This is a genomic window from Streptomyces sparsogenes (genome assembly GCF_001704635.1).
GTDB classification, from domain to species: Bacteria; Actinomycetota; Actinomycetes; order Streptomycetales; family Streptomycetaceae; genus Streptomyces; species Streptomyces sparsogenes.
This window is the reverse complement of sequence record NZ_MAXF01000188.1, coordinates 1-19040: the sequence shown is the minus strand read 5'-3', so window position 1 is coordinate 19040 and position 19040 is coordinate 1. Positions and strand designations below refer to the sequence as shown.

The 19040-nt window shown below is 72.5% G+C and carries 20 protein-coding genes and 1 pseudogene; 12 read left to right on the top strand and 9 right to left on the bottom strand.

The features are described 5' to 3' along the window. On the top strand, positions 1–345 hold a 345-nt coding region (locus tag BBH68_RS34415; protein ID WP_218029732.1), incomplete at its 5' end, for an alpha/beta hydrolase. Positions 346–482: 137 nt separating this feature from the next. Here BBH68_RS34415 and katG read toward each other — a convergent pair. Continuing rightward, positions 483–2699, bottom strand: a complete 2217-nt coding sequence (gene katG, locus BBH68_RS34410; RefSeq protein WP_065967703.1) for a catalase/peroxidase HPI — start codon at positions 2697–2699, stop codon at positions 483–485. Between the two features lie 269 nt (positions 2700–2968). Between katG and BBH68_RS34405 the strand changes: the two genes are divergently transcribed. The 5 genes from BBH68_RS34405 to BBH68_RS34385 all read left to right on the top strand — a co-directional run bounded on the left by BBH68_RS34405 (position 2969) and on the right by BBH68_RS34385 (position 6917). Next, positions 2969–3400: a Fur family transcriptional regulator gene (locus BBH68_RS34405; RefSeq protein WP_065967702.1), complete on the top strand. Its 432-nt coding sequence runs from the start codon at positions 2969–2971 to the stop codon at positions 3398–3400. A gap of 76 nt (positions 3401–3476) precedes the next feature. Beyond that, on the top strand, positions 3477–4274 hold the full coding sequence (locus BBH68_RS34400) for a YqjF family protein (protein ID WP_065967701.1): 798 nt from the start codon (positions 3477–3479) through the stop codon (positions 4272–4274). A 9-nt stretch (positions 4275–4283) separates the two neighbouring features. Then, a complete protein-coding gene (locus tag BBH68_RS34395; protein WP_065967700.1) occupies positions 4284–4724 on the top strand; it encodes an SRPBCC family protein in 441 nt (146 codons plus the stop codon). After that, positions 4721–5386, top strand: a complete 666-nt coding sequence (locus tag BBH68_RS34390) for a hypothetical protein (protein ID WP_065967699.1) — start codon at positions 4721–4723, stop codon at positions 5384–5386. Before BBH68_RS34395 ends, BBH68_RS34390 begins: the two co-directional genes overlap by 4 nt. A gap of 61 nt (positions 5387–5447) precedes the next feature. Beyond that, entirely contained in the window at positions 5448–6917 is a 1470-nt protein-coding gene (locus BBH68_RS34385) for an FG-GAP-like repeat-containing protein (protein ID WP_065967698.1), read from the top strand. A gap of 57 nt (positions 6918–6974) precedes the next feature. Here BBH68_RS34385 and BBH68_RS34380 read toward each other — a convergent pair whose 3' ends face one another. After that, positions 6975–7235, bottom strand: a complete 261-nt coding sequence (locus tag BBH68_RS34380) for a hypothetical protein (protein ID WP_065967705.1) — start codon at positions 7233–7235, stop codon at positions 6975–6977. A gap of 74 nt (positions 7236–7309) precedes the next feature. Next, positions 7310–8128, bottom strand: a complete 819-nt coding sequence (locus tag BBH68_RS34375; protein WP_065967697.1) for a phytanoyl-CoA dioxygenase family protein — start codon at positions 8126–8128, stop codon at positions 7310–7312. 70 nt (positions 8129–8198) lie between these two features. On the opposite strand from BBH68_RS34375, the gene BBH68_RS34370 reads away from it, so the two are divergent. Then, entirely contained in the window at positions 8199–8984 is a 786-nt protein-coding gene (locus tag BBH68_RS34370; protein WP_065967696.1) for an AraC family transcriptional regulator, read from the top strand. Between the two features lie 29 nt (positions 8985–9013). Here BBH68_RS34370 and BBH68_RS34365 read toward each other — a convergent pair whose 3' ends face one another. Further along, positions 9014–9841 carry an alpha/beta fold hydrolase gene (locus BBH68_RS34365; RefSeq protein ID WP_065967695.1) on the bottom strand — a complete coding sequence of 276 codons (828 nt, stop codon included), beginning with the start codon at positions 9839–9841 and terminating at the stop codon, positions 9014–9016. A 77-nt stretch (positions 9842–9918) separates the two neighbouring features. Here BBH68_RS34365 and BBH68_RS34360 point away from each other — a divergent pair, with 77 nt between their 5' ends. After that, on the top strand, positions 9919–10527 hold the full coding sequence (locus BBH68_RS34360) for a helix-turn-helix domain-containing protein (RefSeq protein ID WP_245738443.1): 609 nt from the start codon (positions 9919–9921) through the stop codon (positions 10525–10527). A 47-nt stretch (positions 10528–10574) separates the two neighbouring features. Here the strand turns inward: BBH68_RS34360 and BBH68_RS34355 are convergent, their stop codons facing one another. From BBH68_RS34355 to BBH68_RS41295, 5 genes and pseudogenes are all read right to left on the bottom strand, one after another. Continuing rightward, positions 10575–11615, bottom strand: a complete 1041-nt coding sequence (locus BBH68_RS34355) for a beta-ketoacyl-[acyl-carrier-protein] synthase family protein (RefSeq protein WP_079151388.1) — start codon at positions 11613–11615, stop codon at positions 10575–10577. Between the two features lie 28 nt (positions 11616–11643). Further along, positions 11644–12630: pseudogene (locus BBH68_RS40050) on the bottom strand (aspartate aminotransferase family protein); the annotation flags it as partial. A gap of 84 nt (positions 12631–12714) precedes the next feature. Beyond that, on the bottom strand, positions 12715–14313 hold the full coding sequence (locus BBH68_RS34345) for an aldehyde dehydrogenase family protein (protein ID WP_065967692.1): 1599 nt from the start codon (positions 14311–14313) through the stop codon (positions 12715–12717). A gap of 42 nt (positions 14314–14355) precedes the next feature. Next, positions 14356–14973, bottom strand: coding sequence for an N-acetyltransferase (locus BBH68_RS34340; protein WP_065967691.1), 618 nt, complete (start codon positions 14971–14973; stop codon positions 14356–14358). 14 nt (positions 14974–14987) lie between these two features. Continuing rightward, positions 14988–15383 (bottom strand): AMP-binding protein, encoded by a 396-nt coding sequence (locus tag BBH68_RS41295; RefSeq protein WP_141713127.1) that lies wholly within the window; start codon positions 15381–15383, stop codon positions 14988–14990. Positions 15384–16100: 717 nt separating this feature from the next. Here BBH68_RS41295 and BBH68_RS34330 point away from each other — a divergent pair. The 4 genes from BBH68_RS34330 to BBH68_RS34320 form a co-directional block, all read left to right on the top strand. Then, positions 16101–16802 carry a LuxR C-terminal-related transcriptional regulator gene (locus tag BBH68_RS34330; protein WP_065967689.1) on the top strand — a complete coding sequence of 234 codons (702 nt, stop codon included), beginning with the start codon at positions 16101–16103 and terminating at the stop codon, positions 16800–16802. Between the two features lie 108 nt (positions 16803–16910). Further along, on the top strand, positions 16911–17069 hold the full coding sequence (locus tag BBH68_RS42395; RefSeq protein ID WP_158080344.1) for a hypothetical protein: 159 nt from the start codon (positions 16911–16913) through the stop codon (positions 17067–17069). A gap of 57 nt (positions 17070–17126) precedes the next feature. After that, positions 17127–17918, top strand: a complete 792-nt coding sequence (locus tag BBH68_RS34325; RefSeq protein WP_141713126.1) for a DUF6065 family protein — start codon at positions 17127–17129, stop codon at positions 17916–17918. A gap of 62 nt (positions 17919–17980) precedes the next feature. Next, positions 17981–19040, top strand: a 1060-nt coding sequence (locus tag BBH68_RS34320) for an AfsR/SARP family transcriptional regulator (RefSeq protein WP_218029731.1), incomplete at its 3' end; no start/stop codon positions are given.

Sequence of the window (19040 nt, the reverse complement as noted above, 5' to 3'; positions counted from 1 at the left end):
GTGGTGGGCTCGGCCGCCCGCCAGGGCACGCTGGAGGCGTCCGACGTGATGTTCAGCGGCAGCCCCGGCGTCCAGGTGGGGCGGGCCGAGGACCTGGACGTGCCCTCCGGACACGTGTGGAACCAGAAGGCGAAGGACGACCCCGTGCCCAGGCTGGGCGCGCCCACCCATGGCCACCACGAGGGCCTGACGCAGTTCATCACCCCCCACGACCCCGTCTTCGGCGCCAAGCAGATGTCCACGGACACCCACGGGCACGGGAACTACTGGCTGGCCGGTTCGGAGAGCCTGGAGAACCAGGCGAGAGTCGTGGTGGGGCGCTACGACGAGGTCCGGTTGAAGTAGGGCGACCCGCGTGCCTCCCGGGGCGCGGACCGCGAAAACGTCCGGGCCGGCCCGTGGGGGCCGACCCGGACGTCGCCTTCAGGTCTGTTCAGGAGAATCAGCCCTGGTCACTCAATGATCACTGGGATCAGGTGGGATCAGACGAGGTCGAACCGGTCGAGGTTCATCACCTTGTCCCACGCCGCGACGAAGTCCTTCACGAACTTCTCCTTCGCGTCGTCGCTCGCGTACACCTCCGCGAGCGCGCGCAGCTCGGAGTTCGACCCGAAGACCAGGTCGGCGCGGCTGCCGGTCCACTTGGCCTCGCCGGTGGCGTCGTCGCGGCCCTCGAAGGTGCTCTGGTCCTCCGAGACCGCCTTCCACGTCGTGCCCAGGTCGAGCAGGTTGACGAAGAAGTCGTTGGTCAGCCGGCCGGGGGTGTCGGTGAGGACGCCCAGCGACGTCTGCTTGTGGTTCGCGCCCAGCACCCGCAGGCCACCGACCAGGACGGTCATCTCGGGGGCGCTGAGGCCCAGCAGGTTCGCCCGGTCGAGCAGCAGGTACTCGGCCGGCAGGCGGTTGCCCTTGCCGAGGTAGTTGCGGAAGCCGTCGGCGGTGGGCTCCAGCGCGGCGAAGGACTCCGCGTCGGTGTGCTCCTCCGTCGCGTCCACGCGGCCCGGCGTGAAGGGCACCTCGATGTCGTAACCGGCGTCCTTGGCGGCCTTCTCCACGGCGGCGGCGCCACCGAGCACGATCAGGTCGGCCAGGGAGACCTTCTTGGCACCGGAGTTGAACTCCTGCTGGATCCCTTCCAGGGTGCGCAGCACCAGCGCCAGCTGGTCGGGGTCGTTGACCTCCCAGCCGCGCTGCGGCTCCAGGCGGATGCGGGCGCCGTTGGCGCCGCCGCGCTTGTCGCTGCCGCGGAAGGTCGAGGCCGACGCCCACGCGGTGGACACCAGCTGCGAGACGGTCAGCCCCGAGTCGAGGAGCTTGGCCTTGAGGGACGCGATGTCCCCGGCGTCGATGACCTCGCCCTCGGCCTCGGGCAGCGGGTCCTGCCACAGCAGGGTCTCCTCCGGTACCTCCGGGCCGAGGTACAGCGACTTCGGGCCCAGGTCGCGGTGGGTCAGCTTGTACCAGGCGCGGGCGAAGGCGTCTGCGAATTCCTCGGGGTTCTCGTAGAAGCGACGCGAGATCTGCTCGTAGACCGGGTCGAAGCGCAGCGCCAGGTCGGTGGTGAGCATCGTCGGGAGCTTCTTCTTCGACGGGTCGTGCGCGTCGGGGATGATCGCCTCGGCGTTCTTCGCCACCCACTGGTGGGCGCCGGCCGGGCTCTTCGTCAGCTCGTACTCGTACTCGAACAGGTTCTTGAAGAAGCCGTTGCTCCACTGGGTCGGCGTGCTGGTCCAGGTGACCTCCAGGCCACTGGTGATCGCGTCGCCGCCCTTGCCGGTGCCGTACGTGCTCGCCCAGCCGAGGCCCTGCGCCTCGATGGGAGCGGCCTCCGGGTCCGGGCCGACGTGGTCGGCCGGGCCCGCGCCGTGGGTCTTGCCGAAGGTGTGGCCACCCGCGATCAGGGCGACCGTCTCCTCGTCGTTCATCGCCATCCGGCGGAACGTCTCACGGATGTCGCGGGCCGCGGCGATCGGGTCCGGGTTGCCGTTCGGGCCCTCCGGATTGACGTAGATGAGGCCCATCTGGACCGCGCCGAGGGGGTTCTCCAGCTCGCGGTCGCCGGTGTAGCGCTCGTCGCCGAGCCAGGTGGTCTCGGGACCCCAGTAGACGTCCTCCTCGGACTCCCACACGTCCTCGCGGCCGCCGCCGAAGCCGAAGGTCTGGAAGCCCATGGACTCCAGGGCGACGTTGCCGGTGAGGATCAGGAGGTCGGCCCACGAGAGGCTCTGGCCGTACTTCTTCTTGACCGGCCACAGCAGACGGCGGGCCTTGTCGAGGTTGCCGTTGTCCGGCCAGCTGTTGAGCGGGGCGAAACGCTGCTGGCCGGCGCCGGCGCCGCCGCGGCCGTCGCTGATCCGGTAGGTGCCCGCGCTGTGCCAGGCCATCCGGATCATGAGCGGGCCGTAGTGGCCGAAATCGGCGGGCCACCAGTCCTTCGAGTCGGTCAGGACCTCGGCGATGTCCCGCTTCACGGCCGCGAGGTCGAGGCTCTTGAACGCCTCGGCGTAGTCGAAGTCCTCGTCGAGCGGGTTGGCCACGGCCGGGTTCTTGGCGAGGATCTTCAGGTTGAGCCGCTCCGGCCACCACTGGCTGTTTCCGCCGCCCTGAGTCGGGTGCAGCGCGCGCCCGTGCGCGACCGGGCAGCCGCCTCCGCCCTCCGTTTTCGCGTCGGTGACGATTGCTTCATGGTTCTCAGACATGGGAATCCTTCCGGACCGGGCGGATCGCGGTGCTCGGGAACCGCGGGTGGTGGAACGGGCAGGGCACAGGCCCCTGGGGGTGACCTCGGCCTCGTCGCGGGAAGACTCCTGTCGTGGGGGAGTCGTCCGGTCTCTTGGCTATCGTCGGAACCGATCCTACGATGGACAGAGTCCAAGTCAAGAAGCACGCCAAACCCATACCCAGTCGGAACCCGGACGACCGTTGATAAACTCCGGGTATCCACCCGAGCCTGAATAGGTGAACCGATATGAGTGACCTGCTGGGGCGACTGCGAGGGCGCGGCTGGCGGATGACCTCCCAGCGGCGTGTCGTCGCGGAGGTCCTTGACGGCGACCACGTGCATCTGACGGCCGACGAGGTGCACGCCCGCGCGGCGCGGCGGCTGCCCGAGATCTCCCGCGCGACCGTCTACAACACCCTGGGCGAGCTGGTCTCCCTCGGCGAGGTCACAGAGGTCTCCACCGACGGCCGCGCCAAGCGCTACGACCCCAACGCGCACCACCCGCACCAGCACCTGGTGTGCTCCGGCTGCGGCACCATCCGCGATGTCCACCCCACCGGCAATCCGCTGGCCGACCTCCCGGCGGAGGAGCGGTTCGGCTTCACGGTGTCCGAGGTCGAGGTCACCTACCACGGGCTGTGCCCCTCCTGCGCCCGGTCAGCACACCTGGACGCGTAAGGCACCCCTCGCGGGGGACACCCCGAAAGGGGACACCCGGCAAGGGACACCTCGCAAGGGACACGCGGAGGTGACGGTGTCCGGATCGGCGGAGCGACGCGGGGCGCCGGACGAGCGCGTACGGCTGCCCGTGGGGCGCGCCGAGTGGCTCACCCAGACCTTCGTCCACTGGCCCTACCGCCCCGAGGACGTGCGCGGGCTGCTGCCCCGGGAACTGGCCGTCGACGCCTACGACGGGACGGCGTGGGTGAGCCTGACGCCCTTCGTCATGACCCGGGTGCGCCCGCCCGGCAGGCCCGGCGCCCTCCTGTCCCGGACGCGGCTGTCCCGCCTCCTGACGTTCCCCGAGACCAATCTGCGCACCTACGTCCGCGGGCCCGGCGGCCGGGACGGGCTGTGGTTCCTGGACATCGAGGCGGGCAGCGCGGCCACGCCGGCGGCACGGGCCGCGGTGGGCGCCCCGTACCACTGGGCCGACCTGTCGGTCACCTGCCACGGCGGAGTCGTGGGCTACGCCGGCTCCCGGCGCGGCGGCGGGCCGTCGTACCGCCTCGCCGCCCGCCCCGGCGACCCGCTCGCCCCGACGGCGCTCGACCACTGGCTGACCGCGCGGTGGCGCGCCTACACCCGCCGCTTCGGGATCCTGTGGGAGGTCCCCGTGCGCCACGAGCCCTGGCCGCTGGCCTCGGCCACCCTCGAGGAACTGCACGAAACCCTCCTGGAGGCCGTGGGGCTGCCCCGCCCCGCCGGGCCGCCGCTCGTCCACTACTCCCCGGGGGTGCGCCAGGTGAGGTTCGGCGTGCCGCGCCTCCACCGCGGGAATTCCGGACGCGCCGCCCGCGGCCGCTCCCGTCCGGGCGCCGGGGCTGCGTAGCATCGAGGCGTGGCCCTGGTCCGGATCGAGCGTCCGTCGCCGTTGCCCGCCGAGGAGGCATGGCGACGCCTCACCGCCTGGGAGCGCCACGGGGCGCTGGTGCCCTTCACGACGGTCACGGTGCGGACCGCGCCGCCGACCGGGGTGGGCACGGTCGTGGTGGCCCACACCCGGCTCGGCCGCCTCCGCTTCGACGACCTCATGGAGGTGGTGGCCTGGCAGCCGCCCGAAGGGGACCGCCCGGGACGGTGCCGGCTGGAGAAGCGGGGCACCCAGGTGAGGGGCTGGGCCGCGCTCGAGGTCAGCCCGAGCCCCGGCGGATCCTCCGTCCTGTGGCTCGAGGAGATCCGGCCGCGGTGGCTGCCCCGGGGGTTCGACCCGCTGACGCGCGCGGCGGGCCAGGCGGTGTTCGGCCGGGTGGTCACGGGCCTGCTGGGAGAGCCGCCGTGACGGGCGCGCGGCTTCGGTTCGAGGGCTGGATCGCCGGGCTCGGCACCTCGTCCGGCGTCCGCCTGGTGCTGGGGCACTGGGCGCGATCGCCCTTCGGGCCCTTCAGCGACGTGATGATCGAGCGGGCGGACGGGGAGCGCCTGCTGCTCGTGCCCGCCGGGGCGATCCGGGACCTCGTCACTTCCCTCTACACCTTCGAAGAGGTGCGGACCGGGCCGGTCCGGGTGGACGTGCTCCGGCAGCGCTGGGCCGTCACCGCACCGGGGCTCGACCTGCGGTTCACCACGGGCCCGCGGGGCCCCCTCGGCCGGGCGCTGCGCGCCGTACCCGGCCCGCTCGCCGTACGCCCGGCCTGGAGCGCCCTGATCGACCCGGCCGCGCGCCTGCTGTCGGGGGCGCGGACCCGGGGCGAGAGCCGGGCGGGGTGCCGTGAGTGGTACGGGGCCCGGGACCTGCGGCCGATCACCACGGCCGCGGCCGTCTTCGAGGACCGCGACCTCGGCCCGCTCACCCCGGTCCGGCCGCCCGTGCGCTTCGGCTTCGGTTCCGTCCCCCGTCACCCCGCCGCCGTGCGGGTCACCACCACCGTCGCCATCGCCCCCCACGCGCCAACCGACCCAACCATTCCGCCACTTCGTTGGTCTCATCCCTCGCACCCCTGACGGCCGCGAGCCGGCGGGTCGGGGGCCGCGAGCCGGCGAACCACCGGAAGAGGGAACGGGTATGCGCACACGCTTGCTGTCCATCGGGGCCGTGACGGGCCTGGTCACGGCGGTGGTCACGGGGGTGGCCCTGACGGGGGGCGCGGACGCCGGCGCGGGCGCCGGCGCGGCGGGCGGCGACGGCGCCGCCGTGATCCCGGCGGCCGCCGTGGCGGGCCCGGCGGGCAAGGCGGGCGACGTGGACGGCGACGGCTATGACGACCTCGCCGTCGGGGCGCCCGACGCCGCCGTCAAGGGGCACGCCAAGGCCGGTTACGTGGCGCTGACCTTCGGCACCACGAGCGGCATCAAGGTCAGCCGGCACCAGGGGCTCACCCAGTCGCACACCGGCGTCCCGGGCACGCCGGAGGCCGGTGACCGCTTCGGGTCCGCGCTCGCGCTGGGCGACATGGACGGCGACGGCCACGCGGACCTGGTCGTCGGGGCGAGCGGCGAGGCGATCGGCGACGTCAAGGGCGCCGGTTCGGTGACCGTCGTCTTCGGTTCCCCCACCGGCCTGTCGAACAAGGCCATCGCCTTCCACGCGCCGACCGTCACGGCCCGGCAGGGCTTCGGCGGCCGTCTGGCGCTGGGCGACTACAACCACGACGGGCTGCAGGACCTCGCCGTCGTCGACGGCACGAAGGTCGACCTGGTCCTCGGGGCGAAGAACCTGCGGTCCACGCCCACCCCGAAGATCACCCGGCTCTCCCCGCCCGGCGGCGGCGCCGGCACGCGGGGCATCTCCAGCGGCGACGTCAACGGCGACGGCTACGACGACCTCGTCACCGTGGCCTACGTCGACGACCCGGCCGACGAAGGCACCCTCGGCGTGCTGCCGGGCTCCGCGTCGGGCCTGAAGAGCACGCCGCTCGGCCGGAACATCGGCCTGCCCTTCGCCGACTACAAGGCCGTGGTGGGTGACATCAACGCCGACGGCAAGGACGACGTCGTCATCGACACCGGATTCTCCGACGGCCCCGACGACTATCTGCTGCGCACCTTCCCCGGCAGCGCGAGCGGCCTCGACGCGGCGGGCGCCGTGGTCTGGGACGGCGGTCCGCACCAGGGCACCGCGGCGCGGCTCGCGGACGTCAACGGCGACGGCCACGCCGACCTGCTCATCGGCGACCCCGGCGCGAACGACGGCGACGGCTTCTCCAACGCCGGGGCGCTGACCGTCGTGCCGGGCGGCGCGAACTGGCTGAACAGCGCGAAGGCGCGGTCCCTGTCGCTCGACACCAAGGGCGTCGTCGGCGTCGCCGAGACGGGCGACCTGTTCGGCTCGGCGCTGGCTCCCGGCGACTACAACGGCGACGGGACGGCCGATCTCGCCGTGGGAGCCCGGGGCAAGTGGCGCGGCACCGGCGCGGTCAGCGTGCTGTACGGCGGCGGCGACGGGCCCACCGGCGACGGCTCGATCCTGTTCGGCCCCGACTCGTTCGGCTACGAGGCGGTCAAGGCGTCCTTCGGCGCGGCCCTCGCCGGCTGACCTTTCGCCTGCGGCGCGGGCCCGCCCGCCCCGGCATGGGTCCGCGCCGGCGACCCCTCAGACGAGCTTCTCGAAGAAGAACTCGTGCTTGAGGAACGAGGTCTCGTGCTCCGCCCCCGGGTACGGGGGGATGAGCTGGGCGGCCTGGAACAGCCGCCAGCCGTCCTCCAGCGCGGCGACCCCCGTGCCGTACGGGGGCTCGTCGCTGTCGCCGGTCGTGGGGCGGGTGCGGCCGGTGCCGTCGTAGCGGGCCCAGCCGACGACCTCGGAGTCGAGGGCGGAGGTGTTCAGGTACAGCACGAGGACCTGCTGCCTCACCTGGCCGGCCCGGCTGCTGTCCTGGCCGGTCCGGCTGTCCTGGCTGTCCGGGCTGTTCTGGCCGTCCGGGGTGGTCACGCGTGGCTCCTCTGCGCGGGCCGGTTGGTGATCCGGGTGGCCCAGTAGTCGAGGTCGAAGTCGGGGTCGGCGGTCAGGACCCGCCAGAGCTTGATGCGGTTGTGGATCTCCAGCCGCCCGGTGGCCCCCTCGTACCACGGGAAGCTCCGCCCCAGCTCCTCGCCCACGGCCGGGCTGTCGAGGTCCGCCGTGTCCCACAGGCGGACCTGGGGCACGGTCGGATTGAAGCGGATCTTGTACATGAAGCGGATCCGGTCGCTGTCGTTGCGGCGCCCGCCGTGCCAGATGCCGTGGTGCAGCAGGACGACCGTGCCCGCCGGGCAGGTCAGCCGGGTCTGGCCGCGCAGGTTCTGGTAGCGCCCGGTGTCGGATTCGTTGGTGCGGCGCAGATGGCTGCCGGGGACGATGAGCGTGCCGCCCATCTCGGCGGTGACATCCTGCGGGTAGTACATGAGCTGTACGTCGAACGCGTCGGGCCGCAGGTCGATGAGGGCGTCGGCGTGCAGCGGCTGGGCGCTGCCCTCACGCGGCTCCCGGATGTGCACGAAATGGTGGTCGACCGTGGGGTCCGGGCCCACCAGGCTCTCCAGCGCCCCCGCGACGGCGGGGAGTTCGACGAGACGGCGGGAGAAGGAGCCCTCGGGGTACGCCGCCCGCACGGGGCTGCCGTACGGCACGTCGTCCAGCCCGTCCGCGAAGACGCCGAGCGCCTCGTCGTTCATCTCCTGGGGCACGATCGCGTCGAGCCTCAGGAAGCCGTGTGCCACGAACCGGGCCACCTGGGCGGAGGTCAGAAGGTGTCGTGTGGTTGACATGCGGCAACCATAGGAAGCCTTCCTCGGCCAGTCGTGGGCCGCAATCAGCGACTACTGGTAATTTCCCACCATGACCCGGTCCGTGGAACTGGCCCTCGACCTGCCGCCGCGCGTGGTGAACGCCGGCGTGGGGGTGCACGGGTCGACCGGGCCGCACGAGGTGTTCCGGCTTCCGCGGCTCTGGCAGCTCCATCTGTACAGCTACTCGGGCAGGTTGGAGCTGGGCGGATCCGCGCATGCCATCCGCCCCGGATACGTGAGCCTCGTACCGCCGGACGCGGAGGTGCACTTCCACTACGGCGCGCGGCGCTGTGAGCACCTGTACGCGCACTTCCGGCTGCCCGGCGGCGGGGAGCGGCGGACGGTGCCGGTGGTGCAGGACGCCGGCGCGGACGCGGCGGTGCTCAGCGGGCTGCTGCGGCAGACGGTCGCGGCGACCGCCCAGTCCCCGGCGCGGGCGTCGGCGGAGCTGTGGACGGTGCTGTGGCGCACCACCGGCCTCGCCGGCGGTGCCGAAGGCCGCTCGGGCTCCGCCCACCCCGCCCTGCGGACGGCCCTGGCCCATATCGAGGAGCACCTGGCCGGGCCCCTGACCGTGCCCCCGATCGCCCGTGCCGCCGGCGTCTCCCACACCCATCTGACCCGGCTGTTCCGCGAGGCCACCGGGCACACGGTCGTCGGCTACATCAGGCGGCGCCGCATGGAGCGGGCCCGGCACCTGCTGGAGGCCTCGACCCTGGCGATCCCGGCGGTCGCGGCGACGGTCGGCATCCCGGACCTCCAGGCGTTCAACAAGGCGTGCCGCAGGGAGTTGGGTGCCTCACCGCGCGCGGTGCGGGCGGCCGCGAGGAGCTGAGGCCCCCCGCGGGCGGGGCGCCGAGCGGCTCAGCCCAGGAAGGCGGACGCGGTGGCCGCGAATTCGTCCGCGTCGTCGAGCCAGGGGTAGTGGCCCGCTCCCGGCTGCACGACGAGCGACGCGGCGGGGAACAGCCCCGCGAACTCCGCCACCGACCGGGGCGGGCTGTTCACGTCGTACTCCCCGGCGAGCAGCAGGACCGGGCCCTCGTACGCGGCGAGCGCCCGACGCGTGGCCTCCGGCTCGAAGGCCCCCTCGGCGGCGAAGAGGGCGACGGCCTCCTCGTTGTCCGGCCGGCCCGCCGCGTGATGGTCTCGCGCCGCGGCGTCCCACCGGCCGTAGTACAAGGGGGCGATGGCCTCCCAGTCGCCGCCCGTGCCGGCGGTGATCGCCTCCAGGGCGGCGAACGCCGCGGGGAACCACGGCTCGTCCTTCCTGAGCCGCGCGACCTCGCGCCGCGTCTCCGCGGTGATCGCGACGCCGACGGCCCGGGTGCCGGGGGCGACCAGGGCGAGCCTGCCGACGTTCGCCGGGTACCGGGCCGCGTACAGCGTCGCGAGGTTCGCGCCGGCGGAGTGGCCGAGCAGGTCGATCCGGGGGAGCCCCAGGTGGGCGCGCAGGGCCTCGACATCCTCCACGAGGCGGTCGCAGCGATACGAGGAGGTGTCTTCGGGGACCGCGGAGCGTCCGGTGCCGCGGAGGTCGAGGACGATCAGCCGGCGGTGCGCGGACAGGCCGCCGAGATCGCCGAGGTAGCGGGAGTCCGTGGGGCCGCCGGGGACGCAGACGACCGGGGCGCCGGCCCCGGTCACGCGGTAGGCGAGCCGGGTTCCGTCAGGTGCGCAGAAGGTGGGCATGGCCCGGATCCTGTCACTCATAACCAGGTTGTACAACCAGGTTATGAAGCAGAAGTGCCCGGGTGTATAACCGGGTGGTGACAGATGAGGAGAGCGGGCGGCGGCCCCCGGATGCGCCGACCGAGGAACAGGCCGGGCGGATGTTCGCCGCCATGAACGAGGTCATTCGCGCGGGCGAGGAGATGCGCAAGCTGCGCGCCGAGATGATCCAGGCCCTCGTCCGCGCCGGCTGGACCCAGGAGAAGATCGCCCGGCTCACCGGGATGAGCCAGCCGGCCGTCTCCAAGCAGGTGGCCAAGTACAGGAAGGGCGACCCGCCGCCCCCGACGACGCTCTCCCTCGACCAGCACGACACACCCTGGCTCGAGGGGCGCCTGTGGGGCCTCGCCGAGGAGATCTCGGAGACCCTCCGCGACACCGCCCACTGCACCCGCTGCGTCAACGCCCTCGCCCGGGGGAGGAAGCGCTTCACCCCTCAGACCGTCGACGAGCTGCGGCGCCTGGTCGAAGAGGACCTGCGGCTGCACCGAGCGCGGCTGCCCGCCGGCTACCGGGCCGCCTACGACACGATCAGCCGCGGTCTCGACCTGCCCGCGAAGGCCGCCGCCACCCCCACCGCGTCGGCCTCCGCGCGCCGCGCCCTCGCCCACCGCATCCAGCGGGACCGGCTGCGCGACGGTTCCTGAACCCTTCCTGACCCCTGAGGGGAGCTGCGGCTAGGCCCTCGTGATGGCTAGGCCCTCGTGATGGCCAGGACCGCGTTCTGGCCTCCGAAGCCGAAGGAGTTCGACAGGGCGAGGTCGATCCGGGTGGCGGTCGGGGCGGTGGCGAGCTTGATGTCCAGGTCCGGGTCGGGCGTGCGGAGATTGGCCGTGGGCGGCACCAGCTGATGTTCGACGGCGAGCACGCCGAACGCCGCCTCCACCGCGCCGGCCGCGCCCAGCAGGTGCCCCGTCACCCCCTTGGTGGAGGTCACCAGGGGGTCGGCGGTGAGCACCCGGCGCAGCATGCGGCCCTCCGCCAGGTCGTTCAGCGGGGTGGCGGTGCCGTGCGCGTTGACGTGCTGGACGTCCGCCGGACCGGCGCCGGCGTCCGCGAGCGCCGCGCGCAGCGCCGCCTCGATGCCGACGCCGTCCGGGTGCGGCGAGGTCATGTGGTGGGCGTCGGCGGACGCGCCGTAGCCGGAGATCCTGGCCCGTACGCGTGCGCCCCGGGCGCGCGCGTCGGCGGCCCGTTCGAGGACCAGGACCCCCGCGCCCTCTCCCGCGACGAAGCCGTCACGGTCGGCGTCGAAGGGCCGGGAGGCGGTGGCCGGGGCGCCGTCGCGCCGCGACAGGGCGCCCATCTTGGCGAATCCGGCCATCACCAGCGGGGTGATCATCGCCTCGCTGCCGCCCGTGACGGCGATGTCGCAGCGGCCGAGGGCGAGGAGGTCGCGGGCGGTGCCGATGGCGCTCGCGCCGGACGCGCAGGCGGTGGCCACCACCAGGTTGGGGCCGGTGGCCCCGAACTCGATGGCGGTCTGCCCGGCGAGCATGTTGGGCAGCTGCATCGGCAGCAGCAGCGGGGACACCCAGGCGGGGTTCTCCAGCAGCACCCGGTGCTGCGCCTCCACGGTGCCGGGCCCGCCGTCGGCACAGCCGAGCACCACGCCGACGCGGCCGCCGTCCCAGGTGGCCGGGTCGAGTCCGGCGTCGGCGACCGCCTCGCGGGCGGCGACCAGGGCGAGCTGTACGAAACGGTCCAGCCGGTGGGCCCGGCGGCCGCCGAGCAGCCGGTCCGGGTCGAAGCCCGGGACACGACAGCAGCACCGCGCCGAGGTCCCTCGCCCTGGACACCAGCCGCTCCTCCTTGACGGCCCGGACGGCGCCCTGGACGGCGGCCATCAGCAGCGGCTGTCCGGAGAAGGTGGCGGTGTGGACGTAGGGGTCCTTGTCGAAGGGGCGGAACGCCTCGCGGGTGGCGACGGCCGCGGAGACGGGCAGCACGCCGCCGCCGAGCGCCTTGCCGGTGAGCAGGACGTCGGGGACCACGCCCTCGGCGTCGGCGCCCCACCACTCGCCGAGCCGGCCGAAACCGGTCTGCACCTCGTCGAGGACGAGGAAGCCGTCGTACGCGCGGACGAGTTCCGCCACGCGCCCGAGATAGCCCGGGGGCGGGATGATCACGCCGCCCCCGCCCTGGACGGGCTCCAGGATGACGCACACCTCACCCGGGTGGGCGCGCAGCTCCGCCTCCAGCGCCTCCGCGTCGCCGAACGGCAGGTGCCGGACGTCGGGCACCAGCGGGCGGAACGGCGCCTGGTAGACCTCCTTGGCGGTGGCCGACAGCGCGCCGAGCGTCTTGCCGTGATAGCCGCCGAGCATGGACACGATGCGCCTGCGGCCGCCCGCGCGGGCCAGCTTCAGACCGGTCTCGACGGCCTCGGCGCCGGAGAGCGCGAAGTGCACCCGGTCCAGGCCCTCGGGCATGACGGACACCAGCGCCTCGGCCGCGCGGGCGACGGTGGGCTCCAGCAGGATGCGGGTGGCGGTGGGGTGGGTGTGCAGCTGGCGCTCCACCTCCTCCATGACGAGGGGGTGCCGGGCGCCCATGATGAAGACGCCGTACCCGCCGGCGTTCAGGAACCGCTCGCCGTCGCTGGTGGTCAGCCAGGCCCCGGAGGACTCCACCTCCATGTGGCTGCCGAACAGCTCGGCGAGGGTCGCCCTGCCCTTGCTGAGGTGGGCGCGGTACAGGCCGAGGATCTCCTCCTCGGTGTCGACCCGGGCTCCCTGGATCACGGTCACGGGTAACGTCCTCCGGTGTGTGCGGTGGTGAGTCCGAGCTGTGGGCGGGCTGTGCGAGCGGGCGCTTTGCGGGGCGGCGGGCCGTCAGGACCCGAAGACCGCCTCGCGCGGACTGACGCCCCGGCCGATGGACACGCCCTGGAGGTGCGAGGTCTTGAGCATCGGGTAGTTGGCCTCGCCGAAGACGCCGCCGGTCAGGCCGGTGCCGCCGTGGCTGGGCAGATAGGGCAGGAAGCCGATGTGCGAGTCGTTGACCTTCAGCAGGCCGCCGTTGACCACGCGCCCCACGAACGCCTCGACGACGTCGTCGGACTCGGCCCACAGCGAGTTGCGCAGCCCGTAGTCGTTGGTGTTGACGAACTCGACGAAACCGGCGAGGAGTTCGTCGTCGTCCGACGGCTCGGGCACGACGATCGGCAGCAGCGGGAAGAACGTCTCCTGCCGTACGACGTCGAACCGGCGGGCCCCGGGCAGCCCGTTCACCCGCACCACGGTGGGCTGGAGGAAGACACCGGTCGTCGACGGCGTGCCGTCCAGCTCGGTGCGCTCACCGCCGGTGACGAGTTCCGCGCCGAGGTCGAGGGACTGCCGGAGCAGCCCGAAGAACCGCTCGCTGCGGCGGACCGGGGACAGCAGCACGCCCTCGTCCTCGGGGTAGCCTGGGCGTACGGCCTTGGCCCGCTCCTTGACCGCGGCGATCAGGTCGTCGGCCACGGCAGGGTGCGCCAGGACGCAGTTGGGCACCATGCAGATCTGCCCGGACCCGTAGAACGCCTCGCAGATCGCCTCGGCGGCGCGCCGCGGGTCCGCGTCCTTCCACACCACGATGGTGTCGTTGCCGGCCAGCTCCAGGATGGGCTTCTTGCCGTGGGCCACGCACCGCTCCTGGAAGCGCAGGCCCTCCTCGCTGCCGCCGATGTAGAAGATGTCGTCGATGAGCGGGCTCTCGAGCCACCGGTCGAGCGTCTGCCTCGGGTTGGAGCAGACGGCGTTGAGCACCCCGGGAGGCGCCCCGACCTCGTCCAGCAGCGGCGCGACGACCTCGCGCAGCAGCCACATGGTGGACAGCGCGATGGAGCGGGGAGCGCGTACCACGACCGCGTTGCCCGCCATCAGGGCGAGCACGGCGAGGGCGGCGCTGGGCGCGGGGGCGTTCTGCGGCGGGTTGAAGGCGACCACGCCGTCGGGCCGGCGGCGCACGATCAGCCGCCGCCCGGCGTGTTCGAACTCGGTGTGCATCCGCTGCCGGTACCAGCCCAGGCTCTCCTCGCTGTAGACCTGGAACAGACAGCTCAGTTCCCAGCGGGCCAGGCTCACCGGGTGGCCCTCGGCGACCAGCATGGCCAGGAACTCGTCCCGGCGGCGGCCGAGTTCCTGGCGGAACAGCGTGCCCAGCCGCATCCGCCGCTCCAGCGGGATCGCGGCCCAGCCCGGCGCGGCCGAGGCCGCGGCCTCGGTGGCCAGGTCGATCGCGGCATCGGACGCGATGGCGCAGCGGCCCACCACATACGGGTGGCGCGCGGCCTCAGACTCGGGATTCCGCTCCAGATCCCTCTTCAGAGCGACGCTGGTGAACACGTCCTCCAGCAGCGACTGTGCGCTGACCGTGTACACCCAGCCGTCGCCCTCGACGTCCTTGCCCGCGATGTAGAGCTGATAGCTGTGCAACGGGTTGTCACGCATCAACAGGCCCCCTCCGACTCGGTCCCGCCGGCACCGGCCCGCTCAGCCCTGGGCCCCGGGCGGCGGAATGAACATGGGAATCAGGCCGACCTCGGATTCGGGCAGGGGGATCGGGTCATCACCGATGCGTTTCATGCCGAGCCGCTCCCAGAGCATGGCGCTCCGCTCGGACGAGGCCTCGCAGTAGCCGCCGAGGCCGAGCGTGAGGGACAGCCGCACCAGTTCGTCGGTGAGGGCGGCCCGCGCTCCGTCCCCCTGCGCCTCCGGGCGGACGGCGGCGAGCGCGATGTGCCCGTGCGGCGGGAGGTCCCGGGGGTAGTGGGTGTCGAGCAGCTCGATGAGGTGCAGGCAGCGCTTCTCGGCGGGGCCGGTGGACGCGGCGATGTCGGCGAGGAACGCCTCCTCGTCCTCCGGGGGGACGGGGGTCTTCCGCTCCGAGGGCGAAGGCTCCCACACGATGACGCCGGTGTGGTCCGCGGTGACGATCGCGGTCCCCTCGTGGTCCAGCATGAAGGTCACCCAGGCACGCAGAAAGCCGCGGAAGTAGCGCTCCCGCTCCGGCGTCCCCGGCGGTATCAGCCAGTCGACGACCGGGTCGTCCTCCAGGAACGCCGCGGTAAGAATGTCGACAACCACGTCCACGTCGGTGGACGTCTTCACTTCGTTCACTTTCCTCAATTCCCATCTGGGCTGTGCGGTACCGCCGGAAGCCTGGCCGCGCACTGCTTCCACACGCCGGTCAGCCAGTCGGCGGCGATCCCGATCGGGGCTTCCTGTGCGCTCCCGCCCTTCGGCGGATCTTCATGACGGTCCCGGTGGGCCTCGGCCCGGGCCGGCGGGGCGGGTGGGAAGGCCGGGACCGGGATCGCTCCGGCCCGCACCATTCCGGTGAAGGCGGTGATGAACTCACGCTGGTCCGAAAGTATGAGCACGGCGCGGTTTCCCGGATTGAAACCGGCGACGGCAACCCGTCTGCCGATGTCCTCGGCAGCCTCTTTCGGATCGGCGAAGTTGAGAAATTCGGCAGACTCTTCTGATACGGACGTGAACCCTCGGGCAGTGGACAGCATTCTGCTGAGGACACGAGACAAGCCCACGTAACGGAACCTCCACTGTGCGTGCCACCCAGCAAGGAACCCGTACCCGATAAGTAACTCGGCCTTTCCGCTGGCGTGCGGCTGAACGTATCAACGAGGCCAATCGCGAACATACAGCGGCCGGTGTAGCCGTTACTGCACTCTCTGCGGATGCCGGTCATCCACCCCCGACCGTATTCCGCTGGGTCCTACTCCAGAATGGTGAGCCGTGGGGTGGCGTGCCGCTCGGCCGGTGGAAGGGATCATTCCGAGCTTTTCCGCAGGTGGAAAGGGGGTTGTGGGCCGCTGTCCTGGGCAAGAGCGGTAGCCGGACTTCCTCTTCCGACTACCGCGCGGAGTGGAAGGCGGCCCCCTGGCGGGCCGGCGGGCCCGGGAGGCTTCCCGCACCCGCCGTCATCCGCGCGGTACGGCCGCAGGCCACAGGCGCCGCTTCGGCCCGGCCCCCGGCGCGCGAACGGGACAAGTGCTCCGATCACGCCGTTCGTCACCTGTTCACCGGGAAAGCCTGACTTCCGCCGAATTACGGGCAACCGACGGCCTTACGCGTAATCGGCGATCTGTCCCGCCGTATTTTCCTTGCGTGTGACACCGGCGCATGCAAGGATCTTTCCCCGGAGATTACCTCCAGTAATCTCCGCTTTCTGGTGCGGCCCAGAGGAGGCACATTTGATCAGCGGGGGAAACGGTGATGTGGAGACCACATTACTGATCGCGGACGCACATCCCTGGACAAGGCTGGGACTTTCCGCGCTGTTGAACGCGGTACCGGGGCTGCGGGTGGTGGCCCAGGCGGCGGACGGAGAAACGGCTTGCGCGCTGGCCGGGAGCGCCGGGCCGGATATCGTCATCGTCGACGCCGATCTTCCGGACCTCGGCGGGGCGGAGACCATCCAGCGCATCCTGGAGGCCGGCGTGGAGGAAGTGCGGGGCGCGCTCCTCATGGTTTCGGCGGTCGACGACAACGAAATATACGCGGCCCTGCAAACAGGCGCGGGCGGCGTTCTCCTGAAGAACATCCCGCCGGACCAGATGACCGCGGCCGTCATCTCCGCCGCGCGCGGCAATATGGTCTTCTCACCCGGTGTGATGTCACGGCTGATCGACATCTGCACCCATCGCACCACGCCGCTCGACTACGACGGATCGCGCCTGGCCACGCTCACCATGCGCGAGGCCGAGGTGCTGAAGCTCGTCGCGAAGGGCCACGGGAACGCGACCGTCGCGAAGATCCTCCACATCAGCGAGGCGACCGTGAAGACCCATCTCAACCGGGCCATGGGCAAGCTGGAAATCAGCAGCCGGGCCCAAGCCGTCGCCCTGAGCTATGAGTTCGGCCTGGTCATCCCCCGCCAGCGGGTGGCGGGCACGCCGTCGGCCGCCCACAGCGCCTGAGCGCCCCGGGGCCCGGAGGAAAAAGAAAGTGTTTTCGAAGCGGACCCGAAGTGACGTGCGCCAACATGGTCGGGCAAGCCCTGGTACACCAGCCTAGGAGGATTTGTCATGGGGAACGCGAAGAAGGCCGAAAAGGCCCCTGTTTCCGCCCTGGAGACGACTGTTCTGCGGGACGCCCTCGTGGTTCCGGTCCGGATGAGCCTCGGCTGGCCGGCCGCCCGCAGCTCCTCGGAGCTCGTCGACGCGGTGCGTGGCGCCCAGCGCTGACCACGCTCCCCGGACGGCCTTGGACGCCGCGCGGCGCCCAAGGCCGTCCGTGTCCCCGTGCCCGAGGAAGAAGGCAACACCCGGCTCATGACGCTCTTCTCGTTCCGCTCCTGCTTCGACGGAGTCGTTCCGCCGACGGTGGCCGACCCCGCGGCGCTCGGCACCGCCGCGTTCCGCGCCGTCTCCCACTGCGAACCGTTCCGCGCCGCCTCCGGGTACGGCTGGTACCTCTACCCGCCGCTGGACTGCTTCGTGAAGTGGGACGGGACCTCCTTCCGCTGGCTCGCCGAAGGCTGCCCCGACTGGCTGCCGCTGACCGAGGTGGCGGCCCAGACCATGCTGCGCGTCAGGGACGGAGAGGCGCCCGACGACGACCCCGTGCTCGGCCTCCCCGTCTTCTCCGTCGCCCCCGAACCCGGGCTGCTCCAGGTGTGGACGGGGCTGATCGCGCGGACCCCGCCCGAGTGGAGCCTGCTGGTGCGGGGCGTGCCCAACCTGCCGGGCAGCCTGACGTACGAGGTGCAGGACGGGCTGATCGAGAGCGGCTGGTGGCACGGACCGCTCGTGGGCAACCTGCGGTTCCGCCGCACCGACGAGGTCGTCCGACTCTCCCGCAGATACCCGCTGTTCGCCGTGCAGCCGGTGCCCTCCGAGGCCTACCAGAGCCGGACGCTGCGTCAACTGGAGTTCGTCGCGGCGGACTCCGGCACCCTGGACGAGACCCGGCAGATGATCGCCGACGCCCTCGCGGTGCGACGCGACGACCGGCCGGGTGGCTACCGGCGCGAGGTGGCACGCCGGCGGCGCGGCGCCGGTACGCAGGACGCCCCGGCCGACTCCACCCGTTAGCCTTGCCCCCCGCCCGCTCCGACGGCGGACCACTCCACCGGAGCATCGAAGACGAACGCCAGATGCGCTACCAGCTCCTCGGCCCCGTGACGGCCACCGGCCCCCAGGGGCCGGTGCCCGTGGCCGGCCCCAAACGGCGGGCGGTGCTGGCGGCCCTGCTGCTGAACGCCAACCGGGTGGTGTCCGAGCGGCAGCTGTCCAACCTGGTGTGGGGAAACGACCCGCCGGCCAGCGTGCGCGGACAGATCCAGGTCCACGTCTCGGAGCTGCGCAAGTTGGTCGGCCGCGACACCATCCTCCGGCAGGCGCCCGGCTACCTCATCGTGGTCCGGCCCGGCGAACTCGACCTGCACGCCTTCGACGAGGCCGTGACCCTGGCCCGGGACGAACTCGAGGCCGGACGCGCCGAGTCGGCCGCCGAACGGCTGCGCGTCGTGCTGGACACCTGGCGCGGCCCGGCGCTGGGCGGGGTGACCGAGCCGCTCCGCGCCCTGGAGGGCCCCGCGCTCAACGAGCGCCGGCTCAGCGCCCTGGAGGACTTCTTCGACGCCCGGCTCGCGGCCGGCCGACATGTCCACACCGTCGGCGAGCTACGGCAGGCGGTCGGCCGTCACCCCTTCCGGGAGCGGCTCCAGGTGCAGCTGATGCTGGCGCTGCACCGGTGCGGCCGTACCCCGGAAGCGCTCCAGGTGTACGCGGACACCCGGGCCCGGCTCGCGTCCGAGGTGGGCATCGAGCCGGGTCGGTCGCTCCGCGAGACCCACCTGCGGCTGCTGCGCGACACCACCGAGGGCGCGGCGGCCGACGCGCCCGGGCGCGCCCCGGTCGCCGATGTCCCGGTCGCCCATGTCCCGATCGGCGACGGTCCGGTCGCGGATGTCTCGGTGGTGGATGTCCCCGCCGTGGATGTTCCCGGCACGGACGTTCCCGGGCCCGAGGTCCCGGCCGGTGTGCCGGCCGCCGTGCGGGAGGGCCGGCGGGCCCTCGCCGAACAGGCGCTCGTCCCCAGGCAACTGCCCTCCGACCCCCCACTGTTCGTGGGCCGGGCCGAGCAACTGGAGCGCCTGGACGCCCTGCTCACCCCCGGGACACCCGACACCCCCGGGACACCCCCCCGGGACA